Annotated in this window: 23 protein-coding genes and 2 pseudogenes; 18 read left to right on the top strand and 7 right to left on the bottom strand. The window is 69.6% G+C overall.

The window, feature by feature from the left end; translation table 11 throughout:
• Positions 1-160: 160 nt before the first annotated feature.
• The 3 genes from HW130_RS23570 (at position 161) to HW130_RS23560 (ending at position 4742) form a co-directional block, all read left to right on the top strand.
• Positions 161-3037 carry a vitamin B12-dependent ribonucleotide reductase gene (locus tag HW130_RS23570; protein WP_177151671.1) on the top strand — a complete coding sequence of 959 codons (2877 nt, stop codon included), beginning with the start codon at positions 161-163 and terminating at the stop codon, positions 3035-3037.
• Positions 3038-3467: 430 nt separating this feature from the next.
• Positions 3468-4109 (top strand): hypothetical protein, encoded by a 642-nt coding sequence (locus tag HW130_RS23565; protein WP_177151670.1) that lies wholly within the window; start codon positions 3468-3470, stop codon positions 4107-4109.
• 201 nt (positions 4110-4310) lie between these two features.
• The gene (locus HW130_RS23560; RefSeq protein ID WP_177151669.1) at positions 4311-4742 is read left to right on the top strand and encodes a hypothetical protein; all 432 of its coding nucleotides are present in this window, start codon (positions 4311-4313) and stop codon (positions 4740-4742) included.
• A gap of 70 nt (positions 4743-4812) precedes the next feature.
• Here the strand turns inward: HW130_RS23560 and HW130_RS23555 are convergent, their stop codons facing one another.
• Both HW130_RS23555 and HW130_RS23550 read right to left on the bottom strand, forming a co-directional pair.
• Entirely contained in the window at positions 4813-5550 is a 738-nt protein-coding gene (locus HW130_RS23555) for a hypothetical protein (protein ID WP_177151668.1), read from the bottom strand.
• Positions 5551-6003: 453 nt separating this feature from the next.
• Positions 6004-6522: a TerD family protein gene (locus HW130_RS23550; protein WP_177151667.1), complete on the bottom strand. Its 519-nt coding sequence runs from the start codon at positions 6520-6522 to the stop codon at positions 6004-6006.
• Positions 6523-6821: 299 nt separating this feature from the next.
• Between HW130_RS23550 and HW130_RS23545 the strand changes: the two genes are divergently transcribed.
• A complete protein-coding gene (locus HW130_RS23545; protein ID WP_177151666.1) occupies positions 6822-7427 on the top strand; it encodes a YdbC family protein in 606 nt (201 codons plus the stop codon).
• Here the strand turns inward: HW130_RS23545 and HW130_RS23540 are convergent, their stop codons facing one another.
• Positions 7428-8093 carry a TetR/AcrR family transcriptional regulator gene (locus tag HW130_RS23540; RefSeq protein ID WP_177151665.1) on the bottom strand — a complete coding sequence of 222 codons (666 nt, stop codon included), beginning with the start codon at positions 8091-8093 and terminating at the stop codon, positions 7428-7430.
• 108 nt (positions 8094-8201) lie between these two features.
• Between HW130_RS23540 and HW130_RS23535 the strand changes: the two genes are divergently transcribed.
• From HW130_RS23535 to HW130_RS23525, 3 genes are read left to right on the top strand one after another with little or no spacing between them, the layout of a single operon-like run.
• Complete coding sequence (locus tag HW130_RS23535; protein ID WP_177151664.1) at positions 8202-8459, top strand: hypothetical protein; 258 nt, start codon at positions 8202-8204, stop codon at positions 8457-8459.
• A 22-nt stretch (positions 8460-8481) separates the two neighbouring features.
• Positions 8482-9141 carry a histidine phosphatase family protein gene (locus tag HW130_RS23530; RefSeq protein ID WP_177151663.1) on the top strand — a complete coding sequence of 220 codons (660 nt, stop codon included), beginning with the start codon at positions 8482-8484 and terminating at the stop codon, positions 9139-9141.
• Between the two features lie 12 nt (positions 9142-9153).
• Entirely contained in the window at positions 9154-10062 is a 909-nt protein-coding gene (locus HW130_RS23525; protein WP_177151662.1) for an ADP-ribosylglycohydrolase family protein, read from the top strand.
• Positions 10063-10142: 80 nt separating this feature from the next.
• Here the strand turns inward: HW130_RS23525 and HW130_RS23520 are convergent, their stop codons facing one another.
• On the bottom strand, positions 10143-11696 hold the full coding sequence (locus HW130_RS23520) for an MFS transporter (protein ID WP_375256575.1): 1554 nt from the start codon (positions 11694-11696) through the stop codon (positions 10143-10145).
• Between the two features lie 121 nt (positions 11697-11817).
• On the opposite strand from HW130_RS23520, the gene HW130_RS23515 reads away from it, so the two are divergent.
• From HW130_RS23515 to HW130_RS23505, 3 genes are all read left to right on the top strand, one after another.
• Positions 11818-12444: a TetR/AcrR family transcriptional regulator gene (locus HW130_RS23515; RefSeq protein ID WP_177151660.1), complete on the top strand. Its 627-nt coding sequence runs from the start codon at positions 11818-11820 to the stop codon at positions 12442-12444.
• Between the two features lie 73 nt (positions 12445-12517).
• Positions 12518-13219 (top strand): ribonuclease HII, encoded by a 702-nt coding sequence (locus HW130_RS23510; protein ID WP_177151659.1) that lies wholly within the window; start codon positions 12518-12520, stop codon positions 13217-13219.
• A gap of 82 nt (positions 13220-13301) precedes the next feature.
• The gene (locus HW130_RS23505) at positions 13302-13919 is read left to right on the top strand and encodes a hypothetical protein (RefSeq protein ID WP_177151658.1); all 618 of its coding nucleotides are present in this window, start codon (positions 13302-13304) and stop codon (positions 13917-13919) included.
• 78 nt (positions 13920-13997) lie between these two features.
• Here HW130_RS23505 and HW130_RS23500 read toward each other — a convergent pair whose 3' ends face one another.
• Entirely contained in the window at positions 13998-14627 is a 630-nt protein-coding gene (locus tag HW130_RS23500) for a hypothetical protein (protein ID WP_177151657.1), read from the bottom strand.
• Between the two features lie 225 nt (positions 14628-14852).
• Positions 14853-17024 carry a RecQ family ATP-dependent DNA helicase gene (locus tag HW130_RS23495; RefSeq protein WP_177151656.1) on the bottom strand — a complete coding sequence of 724 codons (2172 nt, stop codon included), beginning with the start codon at positions 17022-17024 and terminating at the stop codon, positions 14853-14855.
• Positions 17025-17135: 111 nt separating this feature from the next.
• Here HW130_RS23495 and HW130_RS36785 point away from each other — a divergent pair.
• The 8 genes and pseudogenes from HW130_RS36785 to HW130_RS23465 all read left to right on the top strand — a co-directional run.
• Positions 17136-18560: pseudogene (locus HW130_RS36785) on the top strand (DUF4192 domain-containing protein); the annotation flags it as partial.
• A gap of 564 nt (positions 18561-19124) precedes the next feature.
• Positions 19125-19256, top strand: coding sequence for a hypothetical protein (locus HW130_RS36145; RefSeq protein ID WP_256356282.1), 132 nt, complete (start codon positions 19125-19127; stop codon positions 19254-19256).
• Between the two features lie 97 nt (positions 19257-19353).
• Positions 19354-20118, top strand: a complete 765-nt coding sequence (locus HW130_RS23485; RefSeq protein ID WP_177151654.1) for an NUDIX domain-containing protein — start codon at positions 19354-19356, stop codon at positions 20116-20118.
• 10 nt (positions 20119-20128) lie between these two features.
• Positions 20129-20476: pseudogene (locus tag HW130_RS37030) on the top strand (ATP-binding cassette domain-containing protein); the annotation flags it as partial.
• Between the two features lie 142 nt (positions 20477-20618).
• The gene (locus tag HW130_RS37025; RefSeq protein ID WP_375256574.1) at positions 20619-20891 is read left to right on the top strand and encodes a hypothetical protein; all 273 of its coding nucleotides are present in this window, start codon (positions 20619-20621) and stop codon (positions 20889-20891) included.
• Positions 20892-21145: 254 nt separating this feature from the next.
• Complete coding sequence (locus tag HW130_RS23475) at positions 21146-22033, top strand: FadR/GntR family transcriptional regulator (protein ID WP_177151653.1); 888 nt, start codon at positions 21146-21148, stop codon at positions 22031-22033.
• A gap of 338 nt (positions 22034-22371) precedes the next feature.
• Positions 22372-23925 (top strand): RNA polymerase sigma factor, encoded by a 1554-nt coding sequence (locus HW130_RS23470; protein ID WP_177151652.1) that lies wholly within the window; start codon positions 22372-22374, stop codon positions 23923-23925.
• Positions 23926-24079: 154 nt separating this feature from the next.
• Positions 24080-24928 (top strand): trypsin-like serine protease, encoded by an 849-nt coding sequence (locus HW130_RS23465; RefSeq protein WP_177151651.1) that lies wholly within the window; start codon positions 24080-24082, stop codon positions 24926-24928.
• 121 nt (positions 24929-25049) lie between these two features.
• On the opposite strand, the gene HW130_RS23460 is transcribed toward HW130_RS23465, so the two are convergent.
• Positions 25050-25280 (bottom strand): hypothetical protein, encoded by a 231-nt coding sequence (locus tag HW130_RS23460; RefSeq protein WP_100109587.1) that lies wholly within the window; start codon positions 25278-25280, stop codon positions 25050-25052.
• Positions 25281-25706: the final 426 nt, after the last annotated feature.

The raw sequence follows: 25706 nt of genomic DNA, 5'->3' as shown, positions 1-25706 counted from the left end.
GCCGAGCGGGCGGAGCCGTGCGTCACGGATCTCCACCCGCTTCCGGGCGGCACATGACCTGTCACGGACGCTGCGCAGCGCTCCGGGACAACACACACAAGCAGTGCCACGGGAAGATCTGGGCACTTCAGGACGTTTTTGCCCGTATATGGGAGGCGGCATGACCGAGACGACGAGCGGCCCGGCACGAGGGTCCCGCACCAAGGGAGCCAAGGCGAGCAAGGGACTGCGTATCGAGCGGATCCACACCACCCCCGGCGTGCACCCGTACGACGAGGTGGTCTGGGAGCGCCGTGACGTCGTCATGACCAACTGGCGTGACGGCTCGGTGAACTTCGAGCAGCGTGGCGTCGAGTTCCCCGACTTCTGGTCGGTGAACGCGGTCAACATCGTCACCAGCAAGTACTTCCGCGGGGCGGTCGGCACCCCCCAGCGCGAGACCGGTCTCAAGCAGCTCATCGACCGGATCGTGAAGACGTACCGCAAGGCCGGCGAGGACTACAACTACTTCGCCTCGCCCGCCGACGCCGAGATCTTCGAGCACGAGCTCGCGTACGCCCTGCTGCACCAGATCTTCAGCTTCAACTCGCCGGTGTGGTTCAACGTCGGCACGCCCCAGCCGCAGCAGGTCTCCGCCTGCTTCATCCTGTCCGTCGACGACTCCATGGAGTCGATCCTCGACTGGTACAAGGAAGAGGGCATGATCTTCAAGGGCGGCTCCGGCGCCGGCCTGAACCTCTCCCGTATCCGCTCCTCCAAGGAGCTGCTGTCCTCGGGCGGCAACGCCTCCGGCCCGGTCTCGTTCATGCGGGGTGCCGACGCCTCTGCAGGAACGATCAAGTCCGGCGGCGCCACCCGCCGCGCGGCCAAGATGGTCATTCTCGACGTCGACCACCCCGACATCGAGAACTTCATCGAGACCAAGGTCAAGGAAGAGGAGAAGATCCGCGCGCTGCGTGACGCGGGCTTCGACATGGACCTGGGCGGCGATGACATCACGTCGGTCCAGTACCAGAACGCCAACAACTCGGTGCGCGTGAACGACGAGTTCATGAGGGCCGTGGAGTCCGGCGGCAAGTTCGGTCTGCGTGCCCGGATGACCGGTGAGGTCATCGAGGAGGTCGACGCCAAGGCGCTCTTCCGCAAGATGGCCGAGGCCGCCTGGGCCTGCGCCGACCCGGGCATCCAGTACGACGACACGATCAACCACTGGCACACCTGCCCCGAGTCCGGCCGCATCAACGGCTCGAACCCGTGCAGCGAGTACATGCACCTGGACAACACCTCGTGCAACCTCGCCTCGCTGAACCTCATGAAGTTCCTCAAGGACAACGGCGAGGGCCGCCAGTCCTTCGACGTCGAGCGCTTCTCCAAGGTCGTCGAGCTGGTGATCACCGCGATGGACATCTCGATCTGCTTCGCGGACTTCCCGACGCAGAAGATCGGTGAGAACACCCGCGCCTTCCGCCAGCTCGGCATCGGTTACGCCAACCTCGGCGCCCTGCTCATGGCGACCGGCCACGCGTACGACTCGGACGGCGGCCGCGCCCTCGCCGGCGCCATCACGTCCCTGATGACCGGCACGTCCTACAAGCGCTCCGCCGAACTCGCCGCGGTCGTCGGTCCCTACGACGGCTACGCCCGCAACGCCGAGCCGCACAAGCGCGTGATGGTGCAGCACGCCGACGCCAACGCCAAGGCCGTCCGCATGGACGACCTCGACACGCCGATCTGGGCCGCGGCCACCGAGGCCTGGCAGGACGTGATCCGTCTCGGCGAGAAGAACGGCTTCCGCAACTCCCAGGCGTCCGTGATCGCCCCGACCGGCACCATCGGTCTCGCGATGTCCTGCGACACGACCGGCCTCGAGCCGGACCTGGCGCTGGTCAAGTTCAAGAAGCTGGTCGGCGGCGGCTCGATGCAGATCGTCAACGGCACCGTGCCGCAGGCACTGCGCCGCCTCGGCTACCAGCCGGAGCAGATCGAGGCGATCGTCGCCCACATCGCCGAGCACGGCAACGTGATCGATGCGCCCGGTCTGAAGGCCGAGCACTACGAGGTCTTCGACTGCGCGATGGGCGAGCGCTCCATCTCCGCGATGGGTCACGTCCGCATGATGGCGGCCATCCAGCCGTGGATCTCCGGCGCGCTCTCCAAGACGGTCAACATGCCGGAGTCGGCGACCGTCGAGGAGGTCGAGGAGATCTACTTCGAGGCGTGGAAGATGGGCGTCAAGGCGCTCGCCATCTACCGCGACAACTGCAAGGTCGGCCAGCCCCTCTCCGCGAAGAAGAAGGAGAAGGCCGAGGTCACCGAGAAGGCCGAGGAGACGATCCGCGCCGCGGTCGAGAAGGTCGTCGAGTACCGTCCGGTCCGCAAGCGCCTCCCCAAGGGCCGTCCCGGCATCACCACCTCCTTCACCGTCGGTGGCGCCGAGGGCTACATGACGGCAAACTCCTACCCGGACGACGGTCTCGGCGAGGTCTTCCTGAAGATGTCGAAGCAGGGCTCCACCCTCGCGGGCATGATGGACGCCTTCTCGATCGCCGTCTCGGTGGGTCTGCAGTACGGCGTTCCGCTGGAGACGTACGTCTCGAAGTTCACCAACATGCGCTTCGAGCCGGCCGGCATGACGGACGACCCGGATGTGCGGATGGCGCAGTCGATCGTCGACTACATCTTCCGCCGCCTGGCGCTGGACTTCCTGCCCTTCGAGACGCGCTCGGCGCTCGGCATCCACTCGGCGGAGGAGCGCCAGCGTCACCTGGAGACCGGCTCCTACGAGCCGGCCGACGACGAGGTCGATGTCGAGGGGCTCGCGCAGTCCGCTCCGCGTCAGCAGGAACTGAAGGCCGTTGCCGCCCCTCAGGCGGAGGTTCCGGCTCCGAAGCAGGCGCACACCTCGGCCGAGCTGGTCGAGATGCAGCTCGGCATCAGCGCCGACGCACCGCTCTGCTTCTCGTGCGGAACGAAGATGCAGCGGGCGGGCTCCTGCTACATCTGCGAGGGCTGCGGCTCCACCAGCGGCTGCAGCTGAGAATGAGCGGAATTGCGTTGCCTGCAACATTCGACGCAATCCGCTAAGCACGGACGACACGAGGGGCGGCAGCCGTGCGGCTGGCGCCCCTCGCTGTGTCGCAACCAGAGTCCTAACGACTTGATCGACATCAAGGTCCTGAATGCCGAGATCCGCAAAGCGGGTGGGGGCGACGCCTCAGTCGTTCCGCGTGTCCGGCGCAGTACGATCCGCCGCCCCGACTTGACATGAAAGAGGCCAAGGCGGAGGCGGCACGCGCCATCGTGCTCGCACACCTGACAGAGGGGGTCGGCGAGCTGACGCCAGAGAGCGCGATCCAGGTCACCGATGCAGCGCGGATTCCCAGCGACTTTTACAGCGCCCGGCCTCGGGCCGAAAGCCGGGGCATCATGACGGTCGGCACCCAACGACACCGAGGAGGTGCAGCGCAGTGGCGGAAGGCTTGAAGTGGATCGGGCAGCACACATTCGACAAGCCGGCGGCTGATGGGATGCTCGGCGGGATCTCCATGACCGCGATGCGCGGGGTCCCTGTCCGGGATCTGCTGCTCCGGCTGGGCGCGGACGATGAGGAGATATCGAGCGCTACGCCGTACCGGGGCTTCCACCCGACAGGGGACGCACCCTGCATGTACGGCACGTCTGGTGAGTGGGCATACGTTCTGGAAGACCGAGGGTCGTGCACCTGGTGCGAATGGTTCTTCGAGGACGAGGACAAGATGACCCCCGCGGCCGGGGAGGAGCTGATCTGCCTCAACGCGAATGTAGCGGTCAACCCGAGCTATCTCGTCTACGCGCCCGGCGACGGCAACGTGTACCTGAACAACTTCGGCGACGATCTGACGGACCGCCCGCATGCGGTAGAAGGCAGCAAGCTGGCCGCCCTGGGCGAGGGCCTGAAAGCCGCCGGGGCGACCTGCCCGGAGGGCTACACCGTCCCGCAGTGGCATGACCTTCTCGACGCGCAGGAGGGTGGTTTGCGCGGCGTGGTGTGGCAGGCCGTCGGCGACATCCTGGATATCCGCATCCCAGGGCGGACGTGGAGCAGGGCCGCTTGCCCGCAGCCAGGCTGACCGGCCCCTAATACACGACAGCACCGACCCCGACCGGCGCGGACTGCACATCTTCACCGGCATCGCCGACCCCCCCGCCGCGGCACTGCGCCGCGCTCACGAGGCGTACCACGCCGCGCTCGCCGCGCACACGGTCGGACTCGAGATCCCCGGCAAGCAGCCGGACAGCTGTTTGGTGTCATCGGCAGCCTCGTCCTTCTCATGGGATTGCAGCTCACGCGCATCCTCGAACTGACCACCAATGACGTTGCCGTTCAAGAAGCAACGGTCCTGCTGAAGCTCGATGGAACCCACTTGCAGCTGCCTCCGCGGCTGGCTCAACTGGTCCTGAAGCACCTTGAGCACGCCCAGTCCGCCTGGGACCAACCATGCCGCCGGCACCACCCCATGGCTGTTCGCCGGTCTGAACGCAGCCGCGCGATCCAGTCGCGGTACATCTACCTGAAGATCAGGCGACTTGGACTGGGCAGCCTTGCCGGCCGCAACGCCACCCGTCTCGCGCTGGCGGCCGACGTTCCGGCCTCAATCCTCGCCGTCCTCACAGGGACCATCATCGACAACGCGACGGACTGGGCGAACTTCGTCAAGCGCAACTGGACCGGCTACATCGCCAGCCGTCGCAACGACAGCTGATCCCCCGCAGACAGGCCCCGTCAGTCGGCGGCGGCCAATGTGGCCGTGTGGGAGCTCCAGTGGAGCGCTCCTACTGCGGTCGCATCAGGACCAAGTCCTCACCCCATGAGTCCAGCACCGTGCCGTGCCCGGCCCGCCGGGCCACTGCTTCGACCTGGGCGAAGAGACGACGCTGTGTGGACACGTCGCCCGTTCCTGAGATGCGTTCCGCAGCATCGAGCAGCAAGGCGGTGTCCCAGCCGGGCAGCGGGAATCGGGCAAGCTCCCATTCCAGATACTTGTTGTAGGGGCGGGGACGACGGTCTAGGGCGAAGAGGAACTCGAGCAGGAATCGGATGCTGTCGGCGGCGTCGAGTCGGGCCGCGAGCGCATGTCCGTCGCGGTAGTTCTTGACTGAGCGGTAGAGGGAATTGGCGTAGGCATCGAGCCATTCGCCCGCCTGCCGGAGGGCTTCATCGGCGTCGAGCTCTGCCTTGCTGGCCAGGATCTGCGTGATGACTCCGTCGAGCCGGTCGCACACGACCCGGGCACGGGCGAGGGCGTACCGCTCGAAGCCGGGCATTCCGGCGGCGCTGAACTCGTCGAGGGAGAGGATGACGAGGTCGAGTTCTGCGGTGCGGTGACCTGCGAACCGCGTGAGGCCTGTCGTCGCGCCATCGTCGAGAACGACGTACAGGTCGTGGTCGGAGTGCTCGGTGGCCATGCCCTCGTGCGCTCGGGATCCCTCGAGGACAAGGCCGACGACAGATGAATCAGCGGCGGCGAGTTCGACAAACGCGTGGTAGGTGAGGGGGTTCTGAGCAGTCATTGATGATCTCCGGTGTCGTGATGACGGGTACGCCAGCAAGGCAGCCCCGAACGCATCAGGCCGCCCGCACCGTCTGCGGCGGCGCTTGGCCGCTGCCCGGAAGATCAACGCACCTGCGGTGCCCTACCGTCCGGCCGGCCAGTGGGTAGGTCTCGTATGCGGCCGCGTCAAGCACGACCGGCACGCAGGCCGTCAGCCTTGAGCTTCCGAAAACAACGCGCAGCCCAAGTGCGGAGGGGTAAGCGCAGCCGCTGTCGCAGCAACACGACAGCCATGGAATCAGTGTTTTGCGCCAGTACGCGGCCGGTACGACACGCGCCGTGATACGGCCGGTGTGACACGACGGGCAGTCGGATCAGCCGATCCGCTGAGGGCGGGGAGATCTCCCAGGAGGTCTCCCCGCCTCCGTATGTCCGCGGCTTGACCCGGCTCGGGCGGCGACGGGACCCGCCGTCAGCCGCTCATCAGGCCGATGAAGGACTGCGGGTCCGTGTCGAAACCGCGCACCGAGTTGTGGAACTGCCAGCTCCCGGCCGCACCGCGGGTGAACTCGCAGACGACGGCCGCCGTGGACTGCGCGACCGCGGCGAAGTCGCACGCCGCCAGCTCCTCATGGCCTTCAAGGACCCGCACCCGGGTGTTGGCGACGTCGCCGAACACCTTCCGGCCTGCGCGCTGCTGGATGACGACCCCCACGACGACACGCTCGTACACCGGCGCCAGCCGGTCGAACTCCAGCGTCATCACCTCGTCGGAGCCGAACCCCTGGCCCGTCTTGCTGTCCCTGGCCAGGATGATCGTCCCGTCCGGTGACCTGCTGTCGAAATGGACGACGTACGCCGGCTCACCTGTGGCATCGGCCCGGTACGTCGCGGCCACCAGGTCGAGGTCGTGGGGCGGCTCGCCCATCGGACTCGGATCCCACTTGAGTGCCACCTCGGCCTTCCGGACCCCCTTGCTGATGCTGCTCACCGGATCTCTCCTCCCCGTAACGTCCGTCGCTCCTACGGGTGTTGACCGTAGTCGCTCAGTGGGGGATGCGGCGAGGCGGCACTGACGAACAGCTCGCTGCCGCGGGTCCCGAGGTGAACTGCACGTCCCCGAAGGAGCCCCGGACGGCGGCGGCTGTCATGGTGATCATTGTGTCGGGGCGGTGCGGGCGCACGGTACGGAATATGGCGGCCTGGTGCATGACCAGCGCACTGTCGCACGGGCGGACGTACTCCTGTCGACAGGGAACGGCCTCCTGATCCGGGCCGTACGATGGCGCGGTGCTGGTCAAGTGGATTCGCTGCACCGTGGTGGACCGTCGAGGGTTCGAGCGGGGACAGCGGAAATGGGCGGGGCTGCTGGGTGAGCCGGGATTCCGGGGGCAGGGCGGCGGTTGGAGCCGGATACGGCCCAACGTTGCCCATGTGTTCGCCTTCTGGGAGAGCCGCCCCTTCTACGACTCGTTCATGGCGCGGTCCCACGACCGGCTGGCGGCCGGGCAGTCGGGCACGTACAAGGACATCCAGGCCAAGCTGTTCGACTACCGCTTCGACGTGAAGACAGGCTTCGAGCCGCGCTTCACGGACGCGGACGTGGTACGGGTCGCGCACTGCCGTGTCCGCGAGGACCGGGTCGAGCACTTCTCGCTCATGCAGGAGAAGGTGTGGAATCCCGCGATGGCCGGGTCACCGGGGATGGTGCGGGGGCTGTTCGGCGAGGCGCCGAAGAACGAATTTCTGGTGCTGTCCATGTGGTTGGCCGCAGCGGAGCACGGCAAGTACCGCAGGGAGCGCATCGAGCGGCTGCTCCTGCGCGCACAGACCGAGGCCGACGTCTCCGCACTGGCCGGGGACGTCGTGGACCTGGAGCGGTCCTGGACCGTCTGATCAGGCTCCGGCATCTGTCGGCGCTTCGGTGGATGCCGATGCCTGCGTCGATCGGCGTGCCGAGAAGACACCGGCGCGAAGTGCCGCGATCGCCGCTGCGGCCGACCGGTCGGCGAGAGCCCGGTCGACCGGCTCGCGAGTGATGAAGAGCCGGAAGAACAGCGGTGCGGACACGGCGCGCACGACCTCGCCCGCATCTGTGTCCGCAGGTGCCTCACCCCGGGCGACCGCTCTCTCGACGACGGCCGCCGAACGTCTGAATCGCTCCGTGTAGAAAGCGCGCAGGGCGTCGGCCGCGCGCCGGGACTGGAAGGCCGCCGCTATGAACGCGGCAGGCGCTGCCCCCGCTGCGGGGTCGTCGAAGGATTCGGCGACCTCCCGTGCCAGCGCATTCAGATCTCCTTCCAGGCTGCCCGTGTCGGGCGGGGTCCAACTGTCCTCCCCGGCGAGGTCGAGCGCATCGGCCACCAGCCCTTCGACGCCTCCCCACCGGCGATAGAGCGTCGTCTTGTGCACTCCCGAATGCTCGGCGACGTATTCGACGGTGAGGCCCGGGTAGCCGTGCTCGCCGAGACCGGTCAGGACGGCATCCCGGACGGCCGCCCTGGTCCTGGCAGTGCGGCCGCCGGGACGCTGGGTGCCCGGGGCCGGTGTCTTGTCCTTCAATTGCTACTCCTGTTGCGTTAGCTGTCTCCATCGTGGCACAATCTCCGTAATGCGACAAGGGTTGCATTAGTCGATGCGGCGTCCTGCCGCTTCTTCACGGGGGTTCTCTTGCCGACTCAGATTTCCTTGCGCGACGTGACCGTGGCCCGCGGCGACCGGTTGTCACTGGACGGTGCATCGCTGACCGTTCGCCTTCTACTGCTCGACGAGTCGGCCAGCCATCTGGCCCTCGGCCTGGTCGAAAAGCTGGAAGAGGCGCCGGCCCAGTGGTCCGGGCGCTGGTCGTGGTGTCCCAACGACCGGCAGCTGCGGCGCTTCGACGGGCGGATACGCCGGACGGACTCGGGCCGGCTCCTCGGCCGCTGACGGGCGGGCCTAGGGTCGTCCCATGGCACGACCGCGACGCATCGTCCTTGTCCGGCACGGAGAATCGGTGGGCAACGCCGACGACACGGTCTATGAGCGCGAGCCCGATCATGCGCTCCCCCTCACGGCGCTCGGGCTGGCGCAGGCGGAGGAGACCGGGGCGCGGCTTCTGGAGCTCTTCGGTCGCGAGCGGGTCAGCGTCTACGTCTCTCCCTACCGCCGGACCCACGAGACCTTCCAGGCGTTCGGACTCGACCCGGAGCTTGTGCGGGTCCGGGAGGAGCCGAGACTCAGGGAGCAGGACTGGGGCAACTGGCAGGACAGGGAGGACGTCCGGCTGCAGAAGGCGTACCGCGACGCGTACGGCCACTTCTTCTACCGCTTCGCGCAAGGCGAGTCCGGTGCCGATGTGTACGACCGTGTCGGGGCGTTCCTGGAGAGCCTGCACCGCAGCTTCGAAGCGCCCGACCATCCGCCCAACGTCCTGCTGGTCACCCACGGGCTGACCATGCGGCTGTTCTGCATGCGCTGGTTCCACTGGTCGGTGGCGGAATTCGAGTCACTCTCCAATCCGGGCAACGGGGAGACCCGGATACTGCAGCTGCGCGAGGACGGGCGCTACGCGCTGGACCGCCCGTTCGAGCGCTGGCGGACTCCGGAGCCGTACGGGGCCACCGGATAGAGTGGCAGGAAGATGACCGCTGATTCCTCTCGCGACCGGCGCTTCGCACGCGCCCTGGACAGCCTGCGCGGACTGTCTGTGGGAGACGCCCTGGGCTCCCAGTTCTTCGTACCTTCCAACTATCCCCTGCTGAAGCGGTGCGAGCTGCCGCCCGCCGTCTGGCAGTGGACCGACGACACCGAAATGGCCTGCTCCGTGCTGGCGGTGCTCGCCGAGCACCATCGCGTGGACCAGGACGCACTGGCCCGCTCGTTCGCGGAACACCACGACTTCGACCGCGGTTACGGCCCGGCCGTCAACCGGATGCTCCGGCTGATCAGGGAGGGAGGGGACTGGCGGGAGCTCGCCGCCGCTCTCTTCAAGGGCCAGGGGTCATGGGGCAACGGCTCGGCGATGCGGATCGCTCCGCTCGGAGCCTGGTACGCGGACGATCCCGAGCAGGCGACCCATCAGGCCGAGATCTCCTCCTACACCACCCATCAGCACCGCGAGGCGGTCGTCGGCGCCATGGCGGTCGCGGCAGCCGCCGCGCTGGCCGCTCATCCGGGCGGACCGCCGGAGCCGACGGAGCTGCTGGACGGTGTGATCGCTCTGGTTCCCCGCAGTGCTGTCGGCGCGGGGCTGCGGCGGGCGCGGGACATGCTCGACTACGACGACGCAGGCACCGTGGCGGCCGTGCTCGGCAGCGGTCGGCGTACCAGCGCCCATGACACCGTGCCGTTCGCGCTCTGGTCCGCTGCCAGGTCCCTCGGTGACTTCGAGCAGACCTTCTGGACGACCGCCCAGGTCGGCGGGGACGTCGACACCACCTGCGCGATCGCCTGCGGAGTGGTCGCGGCGGGCAAGGCGGGTCGGCCGCCCGCGCACTGGCTGGAGCGGACGGAAGCGCTTCCGGACTGGTTGCCCCAAGGGCCGGGCTGACCGGACCCGGTCGCACCTGTCGGTACCGGCCGTCCACACGGCCCGTACCTGGCGACCAGGACCGGTGCGGGTGGCCGGGTCTAGCCCGCGTGCGCGCCCGGGCCGGCCGCGCCGCTCAGGGCTTCGAGGTCGCTCTTGCGGACCCGGATGACGACGACCGCGGCGAGTACCGCGAGCCCGACCAGTCCCACCCCGGCCCAGAAGGCAGTGGAGATTCCCTCGGCGAGCACCTGGGGCCCCCACGGCGGCGGAAGCTCGTGCGTCTTGGCGAACGCCTCCTTCTGGGCGGGAGTCGACTCGGCGAGGAACGACGGAAGCTGCCGCTCGCCCTCAGCCCGGCCGGCTGTCCCGAAGACGGTCATGAGGATCGACAGCCCGAGGGAACCACCGACCATCTGCGTCGCGTTGAGCAGACTTGAGGCAGCGCCCGACTCGTGCTGCGCCACGCCCGACACGGCCGTCAGTGTCGCGGTGACGAAGACGAGACCCATGCCGAAGCCGAACAGCAGCATGGGGCCCAGGATCCCTCCGAGGTAGGAGGTGTCCGGGCTGATGGCGGTCAGCCACGCCATACCGCCGCCGGTGAGGACGGCGCCCACGACGAGGAAGGGCTTGGGGCCGAGGACGGGCAGCAGCTTCGAGGAGATCCCGGCGGCAGTAACGATCATCACGGTGACCGGCAGGAAGGCCAGTCCGGAGGTGATGGGGCTGTATCCGAGGACGTTCTGGACGAAGAGCACGATGAAGAAGAACATCCCGAACATGGCAGCCGAGAGGCTCATCATGATCAGGTAGGTGCCCGAGCGGTTGCGGTCGGCGAACATGCGCAGGGGCGTGATCGGCTCCTTGGCCCTGCGCTCGATCAGGACGAACGCGGTGAGCAGGGCGGCGGCCACGCCGAACGCGCCCAGGGTCAGCCCGTCGCGCCAGCCGTCCTCGGACGCCCGGATGAAGCCGTAGACCAGGGACGCCATGCCCACCGTCGAGGTGAGCGCGCCGGAGACGTCGAACCGGCCGGAATGGCGTTCGGACTCATTGATGAAGACGGGAGCGAGGAGCGCGATCAGGACACCGATGGGCAGGTTCACGTAGAACACCCAGCGCCAGTCGAGCCACTCGGTGAGCATGCCGCCCGCCAGCAGGCCGATGGCGGCGCCGCTGGCCGACACGGCCGCGAAGATGCCGAACGCGCGGTTGCGTTCCGGGCCTTCCCGGAAGGTGGTGGTGATGAGGGCGAGCGCGGTCGGCGAGGCGATGGCGCCACCCACACCCTGAAGGGCGCGTGCGGCCAGCATCTGCCACGGCTCCTGGGCGATTCCGCACAACAGCGAGGCGACGGTGAACAGCAGTACGCCGGAGACGAAGACACGGCGACGGCCGAGGATGTCACCTGCCCTGCCACCGAGCAGCAGCAGGCCGCCGAAGGTGAGCGTGTAGGCGTTCACCACCCATGAGAGCTGGGTCGTGGTGAACTCGAGCGCTCCTTGGATGTGCGGGAGCGCGATGTTCACAATCGTGGTGTCGAGGACCACCATGAGCTGGAGAGCCGCGATCACCGCGAGAGCGATCCCGGGGCGACCCTGCCGTCGGGCCGCCCCCGGTATGTCTGGAGCCGTCAACTGAGAGGTTGTCACTTCAAGTCCCCCACACATGAGTTAGTGAACGAAGTCGTTCACTTTGCCGTCAACCGTAGAGAGTCCCCGTCAGTGAACGCAAGCGTTCACTAGACCTCCAGTCCCCAACGGAGAGAAAAACATGGCAACTTCGCGCTGCTCCCCTGGTGCGCAGGCTCCGCCGGTCCCGCTGCGCCGGCGTGGGCTCGTGCTGGAACGAGCGATCCTGGAAGCCGCGCTGGAGCAGCTCAGCACAGTCGGCTGGGGCGGGCTCACGATGGAAGGCGTCGCCGCAGGCGCCCAGACCGGCAAGGCTGCCGTCTACCGTCGGTGGCCGTCGAAGGAGGACCTGGTCGCGGACGCGCTGGAAGCGGGGCTGCCGACGCTGGACGAGGCCGCTGATCACGGCGGTATTCGCGAGGATCTCTACCAGCTCTGCCGCCGGGTTCGGGATGCCATGTTCTCCCGCTCGGGCATCGCGCTGCGATCAGTGCTTCACGAATGCGACACCGCTTCCGCCGAACGCTTCCACGGAGTGATCGTGAACCGCGTCGTCGAACCGTCCAACCGCCTCTTCCGGGAGGTGGTCCGCCGCGGGGTCGCCCGGGGCGACGTGCGAGCCGACGCCACGTGTGACCTGGTGTTCGACGTCATCCCCGGCTTGCTGATGTACCGCTCAAAAGTGTGCGGGAGCGAATGGCCGGACGAGGACATCGCCCAGATGATCGACCAGGTCATGGTGCCGCTGCTGCGGCCGGCCACCCGCTGACGAAGGGTGCGGAGACTCCGACGGGAATCCGGGTGTCGCAGGGCCCCTCCGGCGGCGTACCCTTGCTGGCGCCATGCCGTACGAACCACCTACTCACTCAGTCGAGCGCTCGATCCGGGCGACCACAGGCGCCAAGATCGTCGCCGGCATCGACGAGGTCGGCCGTGGGGCATGGGCAGGGCCGGTGACCGTCTGTGCGGCGATCACCGGACTGCGCAGACCGCCCGCCGGGCTGACCGACTCCAAGCTCATCACCCCGAAGCGCCGCACGCAGCTGGCGGGCGAGCTGGAGTCCTGGGTCACGGCCCACGCTCTCGGCCATGCGTCGCCGGAGGAGATCGACGACCTCGGGATGACCGCTGCTCTGCGGCTCGCCGCGGTCCGGGCTCTCGACGGTCTGCCGGTGCGCCCCGACGCCGTCATCCTCGACGGCAAGCACGACTACCTGGGAGTGCCCTGGCGAGTGCGTACGGTGATCAAGGGTGATCAGTCGTGCGTCTCCGTGGCCGCGGCATCGGTGATAGCCAAGGTGCGCAGGGACGCCATGATGGCTGCACTGCAGGAGCAGTTCGCCGTTTTCGGCTTCGCCGAGAACGCCGGATATCCCTCGCCCGTGCACAAGGCGGCTCTGAGGGAGCTGGGGCCCACCCCGTACCACCGGCTCTCCTGGGCCTACCTGGACGCGCTGCCCAAGTGGCGGCACCTCAAAAAGGTCCGTCTCTCCCCGGATGCGGCCGCACTGGAAGACGGGGGCCAGCTCGGCTTCGACTTCTGACCCCGCCCTGCCAACATCCGGGTCGCACTTTTGTGCCCACCCGCCGATGCCGTCGACACCGGCATTTGATAGACATCCACCCATGCCTCTCATTCCCGAGGAGCCTCAGATTCACGAGAGCGCCCAGGGTCCCCGCGTGACACCGGCCGCAGGCCGCCCCGCGCCGACCCCTCGTCCCGTACCCGGTCCGCGTTCCGCGGCCTCGCCGCGTCCCGGACACCCGGGACCTGGTCCGGCCAGGCCCGCGCCCCCCGCCCAGCGCCCGTCGGCGGCTGCGGGGGAGCCCCAGCCGCCCCGGAAGGAGAATCGTTCCGGACCGCAGATCCAGCTCATCCCCGCTCCGGCGGACGGCGCCCTGGACGCAGCCGGCGAGGCGGTCGACCTGCTGCTCGACTCCGGCCGTGTGCCCGGCGACATCCTGGTCCTCACCACGGGCGACCTGCACCCATGGGCGGCTCACGAGCTGTCCTTCGGCGAGCCCGCCTACTGGGCCCAGCACGACGCCCGTGACGACGTGTTCTACGCGGCCGCGGCCTCCGTGGACCGGGCATCCGCCCGCCCCGTCGTGGTCGTCGCGGTGAACGGGGGCGACGACTCCGCCGCCCGGGCGCTGCCCGCGGCCATGGCCAAGGCCTCCGCACTCCTGATCGTGTGCGGTGACCCGAAGAGGATCAACAGCGCCCTCGGCGCAGGCGTTTGACACCGCTCAGCGGTCGCGGACCGAAGGTCCGGTCGTGACCCGGCTGCCCTGACCACGGGCAGCCGGTGGATGACCCGGTCAGCGGGCAGCGGTGCGCCGCAGCGCGTCCACTGCTCCGCCGGCCGTGCGCAGCGGAACGGGGTCGGCCTCGACCCCGGCATCGGTCAGACGGCCCGGCGTCGAAGTCGAGTTGGGCTGTCGGCCGCCACGTCCTTCGCCCAGCACCTGCCAGCCGCCGCGCGTCAGAGTGATGTACGCGCCGCAGCGCAGCCCGTGCAGCGTGCAGGCGTCACGCAGCCCCCACATCCATGCCCCGTCCTCCTCGGTCCAGCGCTCGTCGCCCTCACGGCAGTAGAGCAGGACGGCGGTGCGCACCGGGGTGCGGCGGCGCAGGTCGTGCGGGATGACCCGACGCAGATGGGCGAGCAGCGCATTGCGGAACTCCCAGCCGTCCACCGGAACCGAACACCGGGAGAACGACGCGCTCGCGGCCAGCCGCTCCTCGTGATCGAGCACGGCGACGACAGCGGTCGCAGGCGCCGGGCGGTGCCGGGCATGCAGCCCGCTGACCACTTCACGCGGATTGCGCAGCAGCGGGATTCCTGCCGCCGCCCACTCGGCGGGCTCCAGCAGCCGCGCGAGGCGGCTGGCCGAGGTGGCCGAAGCGGTGATCGAGGTGGCTGCGGACGAAGCGAATCCGAAGGTCACGGTCCTCCCTTCGCATACGCGCCCACAGTGCGGGCAGGGTCGGGTGAGGGCGCACCGCAACAGGGCCCTCAGAGCCGAACAGGCCTGCGCGGGGAGCAGTTCAATTCTTCCTGGCGCGTGAGGATGCGGCAACGAGCAATTTGGCGTGACCGACGGGAATCGACGGGTATGAGGCTCATATCCTTCCCTTCTTCCTGACTTCCACGCGCCCCTGCCCCGGCCTCGTCAGGACTGAACGGCAAGGACCAGCGGAAACACACCCTTTGCTCCCGCACGGCGCAGCAGCCGCGTGGCCACCGCCAGAGTCCAGCCGCTGTCCGAGTAGTCGTCGATCAGCAGCACGGGGCCGTCGACGCCTGACACGGCCTGCGCGAGCTCCGGTGGCACCACGAACGCCTCATGCAGGGCGCGGACCCTCTGGGCACTGTTCGTGCGGGAGAAGCGCGACTCCAGAGCTTCCGGCGCGTACTCGACGGAACCGAGCAGGGGCATCCGCCCGACCTCGGCGATGCGGCTGCCGAGCGAGCCGATCAGCCTGGGTCGTGAACGGGAGGCGACGGTCACGACACCCGCCGGCCGCGCAGGCGCGTCGTCGGCACCGGAAGCCCAGCCGGCCGGCCCCTTGGACCAGTCGGCGAGCACGGTCACCACCGCGCCCACCATGTCGTCGGGGACCGGAGAGTCCAGCGCCTGGGGCGAGACCATGGGACGCAGGCGATTGCCCCAGCCGATGTCCGAGAGGCGCCCGAGCGCCCGTCCCGTGAAGGCCTGTTCGCCTTCGGGGATACGGCCCTTGAGGCTCACGCCCACAGCCGCCAGACCCGTGGGCCACATCTTCCGCGGCTCCAGATCGACGCCGGGCCGGCCCAGCTCCCCGCGCGCCGTGTCCAGCGCCGCCGCGGACACCTTGTCGCTGAACCGCGCGCCGGAGCAGTTGTCGCAGCGGCCGCACCGCGAGGCTTCCTCGTCGTCCAACGTCGTCCTCAGGAACTCCATCCGGCAGCCGGTGGAACGGACGTAGTCCCGCATCGCCTGCTGCTCGGCCTCACGCTGCCGGGCCACCCAGGCGTACCTCTCCGCATCGTAGGACCACGGCTGACCGGTCGTCGTCCAACCGCCCTTGACCCGGCGCACGGCACCGTCCACGTCCAGCACCTTCAGCATCGTCTCCAGCCGCGTGCGCCGGAGCTCGACCAGCGGTTCCAGGGCGGGCAGCGAGAGCGGCCGGTCGGCCCGGGCGAGCACATCCAGCGTGCGCCGCACCAGCTCCTCGGGCGGGAACGCGACCGAGGCGAAGTACTGCCAGATCGCCTCGTCCTCCTTGCCGGGCAGCAGCAGCACCTCTGCGTGGTCCACCCCCCGGCCTGCCCGGCCCACCTGCTGGTAGTAGGCGATGGGGGAGGAGGGGGAACCCAGGTGCACGACGAACCCGAGGTCGGGCTTGTCGAAGCCCATACCCAGCGCCGACGTCGCGACGAGCGCCTTCACGCGGTTGGTGAGGAGGTCGTCCTCGGCCTGCTGGCGATCGGCGTTCTCCGTGCGGCCGGTGTAGGAGGCCACCGTGTGACCGCACTGGCGCAGATACGCCGTCACTTCCTCGGCCGCCGCCACCGTCAGCGTGTAGATGATCCCGGATCCTGGCAGCTCACCGAGGTGATCGGCGAGCCAGCCGAGACGGTGGGCGGCGTCAGGAAGCTGCAGCACGCTCAGGCTGAGGCTCTCCCGGTCGAGAGGGCCCCGCAGCACCAGAGCGTCCGTGCCCGCGCCGGTGCCCAACTGCTCGGCGACGTCCGCCGTCACGCGGGCATTGGCCGTGGCGGTCGTCGCGAGCACCGGAACGCCCGTCGGCAGGTCCGCGAGCATCGTGCGCAGGCGGCGGTAGTCCGGCCGGAAGTCGTGGCCCCAGTCGGAGATGCAGTGCGCCTCGTCCACCACCAGCAGACCGGTCGCCGCCGCGAGCCGGGGCAGGACCTGATCACGGAAGTCCGGATTGTTCAGCCGCTCAGGACTCACCAGCAGCACGTCCACCTCGCCCGCCGCGATCTCGGCCTGGACGGACTCCCACTCCTCCGTGTTGGAGGAATTGATCGTGCGGGCCCGGATGCCTGCCCGGGCCGCGGCCTCGACCTGGTTGCGCATGAGCGCCAGCAGCGGTGAGACGATCACGGTGGGTCCGCTCCCGGCCGCCCTCAGCAGTGACGTGGCGACGAAGTAGACCGCGGACTTGCCCCAGCCGGTGCGCTGGACGACCAGGGCCCGGCGCTTGTCGGCAACGAGCGCCTCGATCGCCCGCCACTGGTCCTCGCGCAGGCGAGCGGAGCCCGAGGGGTCACTGACGAGTCGTGCGAGTACGGCATCGGCGGCGGCCCTGAGCTCCGCACGGTCTGCGTTGGTCATGCCCCCATGCAACCCGATGGCACCGACAAAGCGCGAACGAGCCCGGCATCCTGTGGATAACGTTATCCACAGGGGTCGCGGCCGGTAGCCCGTCCGCGAGACCTTCCTGCCATGAACAAGCACCACGACTTCGCCGCCGGATCCGCCGACCACCAGCAGATCACCCTGCGCAGCCCGGCCGAACTGGCCGATGCCCTCCCGTACATGATGGGCTTCCACCCGAGTGACTCGATCGTGCTGGTCGCCCTGCACGGAGGGCGGGGACGGTTCGGCGGCCGGCTCAGGCTCGGCATTCCCCCCTCGGCCCGCGAATGGGAGCCGGTGGCGCAGCAGCTCGCCGAATGTCTGATCCATGGCAGCGAGCGCCGCGGGCCCCGCCCCGACGGGATCGTCGTCTTCCTCTGCCAGGAACCGGCCCACGACGAGAGCGGACTGCGGGTGATGGAGCGGCTCCGCCCGCTCGCCCATCGGCTGCGCACCGCCTGCGGGGCACTCGACGTGCCCGTGTACGAGGCGCTGTGCATCTCCGACGGCCGCTTCTGGTCCTATTGCTGTCCCGACGCGCGCTGTTGCCCGCCCGACGGGACACCGCTCGCACTCCCCGGCACCTCGGTGATGGCCGCGGCCGCCGCTTACGCAGGCATCCAAGTGCGGGGCAGTCTGCGCGAGATGGAGGCTCGGCTGATGCCCTGGACCGACGGGGAGGCAGCGGAGCAGCAGCGGGCCCTCGACCAGGCCGGCACAGCCCTCGTGCCCCGGATTCTGGACGAGCGGGGACGGCGGGGCCTGGCGGCGGACACCCTGGAGCTGGCCCGGCGCGTGCTGGACCGGCTGGCACAGACTCCCCGGACACCGCAGGCTGCCGCCTCGGGCGAGGCTGACGTGGTGGACGACAGGCTCGTCTCCCACCAGGAGGCGGCCGAGCTCATCCTCGGCCTTCAGGACCGCCGGACCCGGGACCGCGCGGCTCAGTGGATGGAGGGCCCCGACGCCGCTCCCGCGCTTCGGCTGTGGCGCGCTCTGTCCCGGCGGTGCGTCGGCAGCTACGACAGCCATGCCGCCGCGCCTCTGACTCTCGCCGGGTGGGTGGCGTGGTCCCTCGGCGACGAGCCAGCGGCCAGGGTCGCCCTCGGCCTCGCGCTCCGCGCAGACCCCGAGTACGTCTTCGCACGCCTGCTCCACCAGGCCTGCAACGAGGGTCTCGACCCCGAGACGTTGCGGCACTGTTTGCGTCAGGAACAGGACTGGCCGACGCAGAGCGGTGCTCCGGCGGCCATCGCCGGAGCAGAGGGAGACCGTCCAGGCGGTGATCGGCGTGACGTCTGCGACGAGCAGTCATCGGCCGATCGCCCGACGGGGGCGGCGTCCGCCGGCCTCGAGCGGCCCCGTCACCGTCGGCGCCGCGCCCAGGTTCGTTCTGCCGCCCGTGCCGCCCGTGCCGCCCGTGCCGCCCGTGCCGCCCGTGCCGCCCGTGCCGCCCGTGCCGCCCGTGCCGCCCGTGCCGCCCGTGCCGCCCGTGCCGCCCGTGCCGCCCGTGCCGCCCGTGCCGCCCGTGCCGCCCGTGCCGCCCGTGCCGCCCGTGCCGCCCGTGCCGCCCGTGCCGCCCGTGCCGCCCGTGCCGCCCGTGCCGCCCGTGCCGCCCGTGCCGCCCGTGCCGCCCGTGCCGCCCGTGCCGCCCGTGCCGCCCGTGCCGCCCGTGCCGCCCGTGCCGCCCGTGCCGCCCGTGCCGCCCGTGCCGCCCGTGCCGCCCGTGCCGCCCGTGCCGCCCGTGCCGCCCGTGCCGCCCGTGCCGCCCGTGCCGCCCGTGCCGCCCGTGCCGCCCGTGCCGCCCGTGCCGCCCGTGCCGCCCGTGCCGCCCGTGCCGCCCGTGCCGCCCGTGCCGCCCGCGGGCCGGGTGCCGTCTCCCGCCACCGCCCCGACTCCGAAGGTGCCCGCGTGCGCGTCGGCAGGCGTAGCGGGCAGCGCGGCAGCAGGAGCGGGCGATGACGCCGTGAACGAGGGCGTCCGGCACACCAGGGCGCCGAGCCCGCCCCCGTATCTCCCGCCCGTCCCGGCCGGGATCCGGCCCGATGCACCAAGGGGGACCGTCGCACTGCGCCGATGCCGAGTGTGATGCTCGGAGCGCTGCGAATCTCCGGTCCGAGCGTGGCGGGCGCACCGTTCGCCGGCCGCGTCAACAGGCGGTTCGGCATGGTCGAGGAGGCCGCGCAGGATCTTCGGTCGGCGGTGTGACCAGCCTTGGGCAGCCACCCGGGACGGGGGTGAAGAAACCGGTGCCGCACCTTGGGAAGGGTGTGTTTATCGTCAGGCAGACGACTATGATCGCGGCATGTCTCCCTACGACCCGTCGGCCTTTCCGCCCTTTGCCGTCACCGTCGATCTGGTCGTGCTCACCGTGCGTCGTCACGCCCTCTGCGCGCTGGTCGTGCGTCGAGGTGAGCCGCCGTTCCAGGGGCGATGGGCGCTGCCCGGAGGATTCGTACGGGCGGACGAGGACCTGGCGGCCGCGGCGGCGCGTGAGCTCTCCGAGGAGACAGGGCTGTGCGCCCATGACCCCGCGTCCCCGGCGCCGGCCAACGGGGCCCACCTGGAGCAGCTCGCCACCTACGGAGACCCCAAGCGCGACCCGCGGATGCGTGTGGTCAGCGTCGCGCACCTCGTTCTCGCACCCGACCTGCCGGCTCCCCGCGCCGGCGGCGACGCGAACAGCGCCCGCTGGGCCCCCGTGGAGGAGTTGCTCGGCCAGGAGAACGGTTTCGCGCGCGAGGACGAGCAGCAGGGCCCCCTCGCCTTCGATCACGCGCTGATCCTGGCGGACGGTGTGGAGCGCGCCCGTTCCAAGATCGAGTACTCCTCGCTGGCCACGGCCTTCTGCCCGCCGGAGTTCACGGTCGGGGAGCTGCGCCGGGTGTACGAGGCGGTGTGGGGTGTTGCCCTCGACCCGCGCAACTTCCACCGCAAGGTGACCGGTACGCCGGGCTTCCTGGTCCCCGCGGGCGGCACGACGACCCGGCAGGGAGGCCGTCCCGCCCAGCTGTTCCGGGCCGGCGGGGCCACTCTGCTCAACCCGCCCATGCTGCGCCCCGAGGTCTGATCCCTGGACGCCGCCCGCCGTCGACGATCTCTCCTTCGAGGCGCGGCCGGGCGGCGTCACGGTCCTCCTCGGGCCGTCCGGTTCCGGGAAGACAACGGCGTTGAGGCTGATGCCCGGGCTGGAGAGCGGCCGTGGCGTCACCTGCTTCCGGGGCAACCTCCTGCACCGCATCGCGGATCCCGCACGCGAGGTCGGCGTGCTGTTCGGGGACATGCCCGGGCATCCCGCGCGGACCGCGCGCAGCCAGCAGCAGCTGGGCCTGCTCTCCCTGGGTATGGACCGCAGACTCGGGCTCGCCGCCGCTCTGTTGGGAGCCCGCAGCCCTCTGGTCCTCGACGACCCCTGCCGCGACCTCTCTGGCTGGGGGCACCGGGTCCCCGGGGGCGGGACTGCTGTAGGCGAAGCTCGCGGTGACCGCGGCCGCTGCCCTGGTGAGCGCGGCGCGACGGTAGTGGTGGCGGCCGACATACAGGCCCTGCGTCTCGTCTACGGAGGCGCACTTGGGAGTCCAGCCGAGGAAACTGCCGTCCTTCGTGGCGTGTTGCGTGGGCTGCGCCTGGGCCAGGCTGCTCGCAGCGGGCCTCTTCCGCGTCACGGCCGCCGGCGTCACGGCCGTTCTCGCGGTACCGGTGCTGATCGCGCCGCTCGTCGAGCACGCGTTGCCCGCTCCGCCCGCCCGTTCGATCGCCGGACTTCCCGGCAAGTTCCACGACCTGGCCTGCTGCGGCTGCCTCGCGAGGCGGATTGGTGGCCGGCAGCGGCCCTTCAGGTGATCGGGCAACCTGTCGGAGCGGCACTGGCGTTGTCGTTGTCGGCCCTGATCTGCGCGTATCTGTTCATGACGGTCCGACGCAGTGCGTCTTGGTGATCAAGGCCGATCGCTCGGGCGCCAACTGCCCGCAACTCCCTTAAGGCTGCCCGATTCCTTACGATAAGGCGTCAATTGCGGCGTGAGCGCCGATCACCCTTTCGTGTGCTTTTCACCAAAGACCTCAAGGGGCTCGGAAGCGGAGCCGACAAAGGATGCGTGAGTACCCTTGCGCACACCATGATGACCGCCGCCCGCCCCTCCGAGACCGGCCTCGCAGGCCCGGGCGAACTCGACCGATACCCCTACGCGGAGTCGCCGGGCGTCGACCGCGTCGGCCCTCCCTCCTGGGAAGGCGCGGACGCGGAGCTGGGTCGAGTCGCCCGCCGCGCGGCAGGTAGCCGCGGCCGTGGGCTGCACGGTCAACTCGTCCAGCAGCTCGGCCAGATGATCGTCTCCGGCGACCTCGGTGCCGATCGTCCGCTCGTCCCCGAGGAGATCGGCCAGCGTTTCGAGGTCTCCCGCACCGTCGTCCGCGAGTCCCTGCGCGTCCTCGAGGCCAAGGGTCTGGTCAGTGCCCGCCCCAATGTCGGCACTCGTGTGCGCCCCGTGAGCGACTGGAATCTGCTCGACCCCGACATCATCGAGTGGCGCGCCTTCGGCCCCCAGCGCGACGACCAGCGCCGGGAGCTGAACGAGCTGCGCTGGACCATCGAGCCGCTCGCCGCCCGCCTCGCCGCCGGGCACGGTCGTGACGACGCTCAGCAGCGGCTCGCCGACATGGTCGAGATCATGGGGCACGCCCTGGCCCAGGGTGACGGGCTCACCTTTTCGCGGGCCGATGCCGAGTTCCACTCCCTGCTCATCCAGCTCGCCGGCAACCGCATGCTGGAGCACCTGTCGGGGATCGTGTCCGCCGCACTCCAGGTGTCCGGCGGGCCGGTCACAGGCTGTGACCGCCCGAACGAAGCCGCCGTGGCCCAGCACGCCCGTATCGCCGAAGCGCTCGCCTCGGGCGACCCGCAGGCCGCCGAATCGGCCATGCGGCAACTGCTCATGGTTCACCCGGAAGCGGAACGAGTGGTGCCCGCCCCGCGCGAGCACTGACCACCGGGGCGGTCGGGAGTGTGGAGGTGTACGCACAGCGTGTCGCCGGATTCCGCCGGGATCCGGCGACACGCTGTGCGGCGAATGCCCCCATCTGGTCGTTTCATGGCATATGCGGTGTGACTCGGGCCACGCGGATTGGGCGTAACGCTCCTCGAAACCGTGCGATGACCTAAGAGGTGACAGCCGAGGAGGGAATACAGCTGCCGTGGACGGCGCTGTGACAGCTCCGAGGTTCCGCCCGCGCCACCGGTACATCCGCAGCCCGGTGGTCGTCGGCTCCGGCCCGATCATGGGCGGGGCCGGAAGCCGTTTTCCATCGTTCCGAGAGGTTGTTCGTGTCGGCCAGCACATCCCGTACGCTCCCGCCGGAGATCGCCGAGTCCGAGTCTGTGATGGCGCTCATCGAGCGGGGAAAGGCTGATGGGCAGATCGCCGGCGATGACGTGCGTCGGGCCTTCGAGGCTGACCAGATTCCGCCAACCCAGTGGAAGAATGTTCTGCGCAGCCTCAACCAGATCCTCGAGGAAGAGGGTGTGACGCTGATGGTCAGTGCAGCGGAGTCGCCGAAGCGCGCCCGCAAGAGCGTCGCAGCGAAGAGCCCGGCAAAGCGCACCGCCACCAAGACCGTCGCCGCCAAGACGGCTCCGGCGAAGACCGTCGCCGCCACCGCGGCGCCGTCGCCCGAGACCGTCGACGTCACGGCGGACGAGTCGGCGGCCGCCGAGCCCGCCAAGAAGACCGCCGCCAAGAAGGCGGCGACGAAGAAGACCGCGGCGAAGAAGACGGTCGCCAAGAAGACCGCGGCGAAGAAGACCACGGGCAAGAAGGACGACGAGATCGTCGAGGGCGAAGAGCTGCTCGACGAGGTCCAGCCCGGTGCCAAGGGCGACGAGGAGGAGCCCGAAGGCGAGAGCAAGGGCTTTGTCCTCTCCGACGACGACGAGGACGACGCGCCCGCACAGCAGGTCGCCGTCGCCGGCGCCACCGCCGACCCGGTCAAGGACTACCTCAAGCAGATCGGCAAGGTCCCGCTCCTCAACGCCGAGCAGGAGGTCGAGCTCGCCAAGCGCATCGAGGCGGGCCTGTTCGCCGAGGACAAGCTGGCGAACTCGGACAAGCTCGCCCCCAAGCTCAAGCGCGAGCTGGAGATCATCGCCGAGGACGGCCGCCGCGCCAAGAACCACCTGCTGGAGGCCAACCTCCGACTGGTCGTCTCGCTGGCCAAGCGCTACACCGGCCGCGGCATGCTCTTCCTGGACCTGATCCAGGAGGGCAACCTCGGTCTGATCCGTGCCGTCGAGAAGTTCGACTACACCAAGGGCTACAAGTTCTCCACGTACGCCACCTGGTGGATCCGTCAGGCGATCACCCGCGCCATGGCCGACCAGGCCCGCACCATCCGTATCCCGGTGCACATGGTCGAGGTCATCAACAAGCTCGCGCGGGTGCAGCGCCAGATGCTCCAGGACCTGGGCCGCGAGCCCACCCCGGAGGAGCTGGCCAAGGAGCTCGACATGACCCCCGAGAAGGTCATCGAGGTCCAGAAGTACGGCCGCGAGCCCATTTCGCTGCACACGCCGCTCGGCGAGGACGGTGACAGCGAGTTCGGTGACCTCATCGAGGACTCCGAGGCGGTCGTGCCGGCCGACGCGGTCAGCTTCACGCTCCTCCAGGAGCAGCTGCACTCGGTCCTGGACACGCTGTCCGAGCGTGAGGCGGGCGTCGTCTCGATGCGCTTCGGTCTCACCGACGGTCAGCCGAAGACCCTCGACGAGATCGGCAAGGTCTACGGCGTGACGCGTGAGCGCATCCGTCAGATCGAGTCCAAGACGATGTCGAAGCTGCGTCACCCGTCGCGCTCCCAGGTGCTGCGGGACTACCTCGACTAGGTCGTCGGGGCGCCTGCGGCCCATGCCGCGAAAGGGCCCGGTCCCTCATGGGGGACCGGGCCCTTCGCCGTGTCCAGGTTCTCTCGCGGGTGCGGTCGGGGGCACCCTGCACCACTCTGGGTGCACAGCCATTCACGCAGAGTCAGGAGGCCGTATGCGTCGTCCCACAGCCCGAGGACTGGCCGGGGTTCCGGCCCTCATCGCCGCCGCAGTCCTGGTGCCACTGGCGATGCCCTCGCCCGCAGTCGCCGACCGCGTGGTCGTCGGCGGCTTCGAGGTGAAGGCCGAAGAGAGTCCCTGGGTCGTCGCCCTGTCCAGCCGTGACCGGTTCGGCCCAAAGCGGGCCGGGCAGTTCTGCGGGGGCGTCGTCGTGGCGCCCACGAAGGTGATGACAGCCGCGCACTGCCTCAGCCGGGCCGTGCTGGGCAAGGAAGTGAGCGCCCTGCGGGATCTGCGCGTCATCTCCGGCCGGTCCGCACTGGACGGGCAGGGCGGACGGGAGATCGCCGTCCGCTCGAGTCAGGTCTCGTCGGCGTACGACCCCGCCACGAACACGGCCGACATGGCGGTCCTGACGCTCTCAGAGGCCCTGCCGGGTGCCAATGTGCTCCCGGTCGCGAAGGCGGGTGAGGACGTGTACGCGCCCGGCACCGAGGCCACCGTGTACGGCTGGGGCGACACCACGGGCGGCGGGGGCAGCTACGCGCCCACGCTGCGTGCGGCGCGCGTCTCGGTCCTGCCGGACGCGACCTGTGAGCGGGCCTACCCGGGCGGACTGGGCAGCCGGTACACGAAGACCACCATGCTCTGCGCCGGGGCTCCGCAGGGCGGCCGGGACGCCTGTCAGGGGGACAGCGGGGGTCCGCTGATCGCACGCGGGCGGCTCATCGGCCTCGTCTCGTGGGGCAGCGGCTGCGGCCGCCCCGAAGCACCTGGGGTCTACACCCGGGTGTCGACCCTCGCCCCCTTGGTCACCGGGGGGAACGTCCTGGCCGGCCACTGACCGCTGCCGCGTTCATCCCCGCGGTCCCTGTATGAGAGCGGGCGGCTGCTCCCTGTGTCCAGGGTGCAGCCGCCCGACGCCGGTCCTCGACCGGCTCATGGCTCGTCGTGGATGCGAGGTCTCAGTGGTCCTCTTCGCCGGCTCCGGCCGGAACGGCCGTCAGTCGGTCCGTCTCATCCTGTATCTCCGCGGCGATCTTCTTGAGTTCCGGCTCGAACTTGCGTCCGTGGTGGGCGCAGAAGAGCAGTTCACCACCGCTGATCAGGACGACGCGCAGATACGCCTGAGCGCCGCAGCGGTCGCAGCGGTCAGCGGCCGTCAGCGGGCTCGCGGGGGTCAGAACAGTAGTCACGTCGCCTCTTCTCTAGCTCGACGAGCTGTCGTACCAGGTGCAACATCCAACCAGCCCGAAAACGTTCCCGCTCGGGGCTTTCCCTCGAATTTTTTTCCGAGGCGGCTGACTGCTGCCGGTTGGCGGCGAATGAGCCGTATTGCTTCGCTCTACGGATTTCGCGTTGCTTGTCTCGTTTGGCCCTCCCGGCTGGGTTGCCGGTTGTTCTTGAGGACGTGCCCGGAGCCTAAATGGTTCATGCCTCGAAGGGAACGTGATGTGCACGTCACCCCATCGAGGGATCGAACACGTATGCGATGCTGGACTAGCGTAAGAAATCAAGAGGGTGGCGCTACATCGGCTCTACCAGGCCTCTGTAGGCTCTGAGCGGCGACCGACGCCCGGGCCTTTACCCCACTTGGCCACATCTGAAATTCAGCGAGGAGC

It is taken from the genome of Streptomyces sp. PKU-EA00015 (genome assembly GCF_013387495.1).
Classification (GTDB): Bacteria; Actinomycetota; Actinomycetes; order Streptomycetales; family Streptomycetaceae; genus Streptomyces.
The sequence above is the reverse complement of the archived record's forward strand: the minus strand, read 5'-3'. Positions and strand labels throughout refer to the sequence as shown.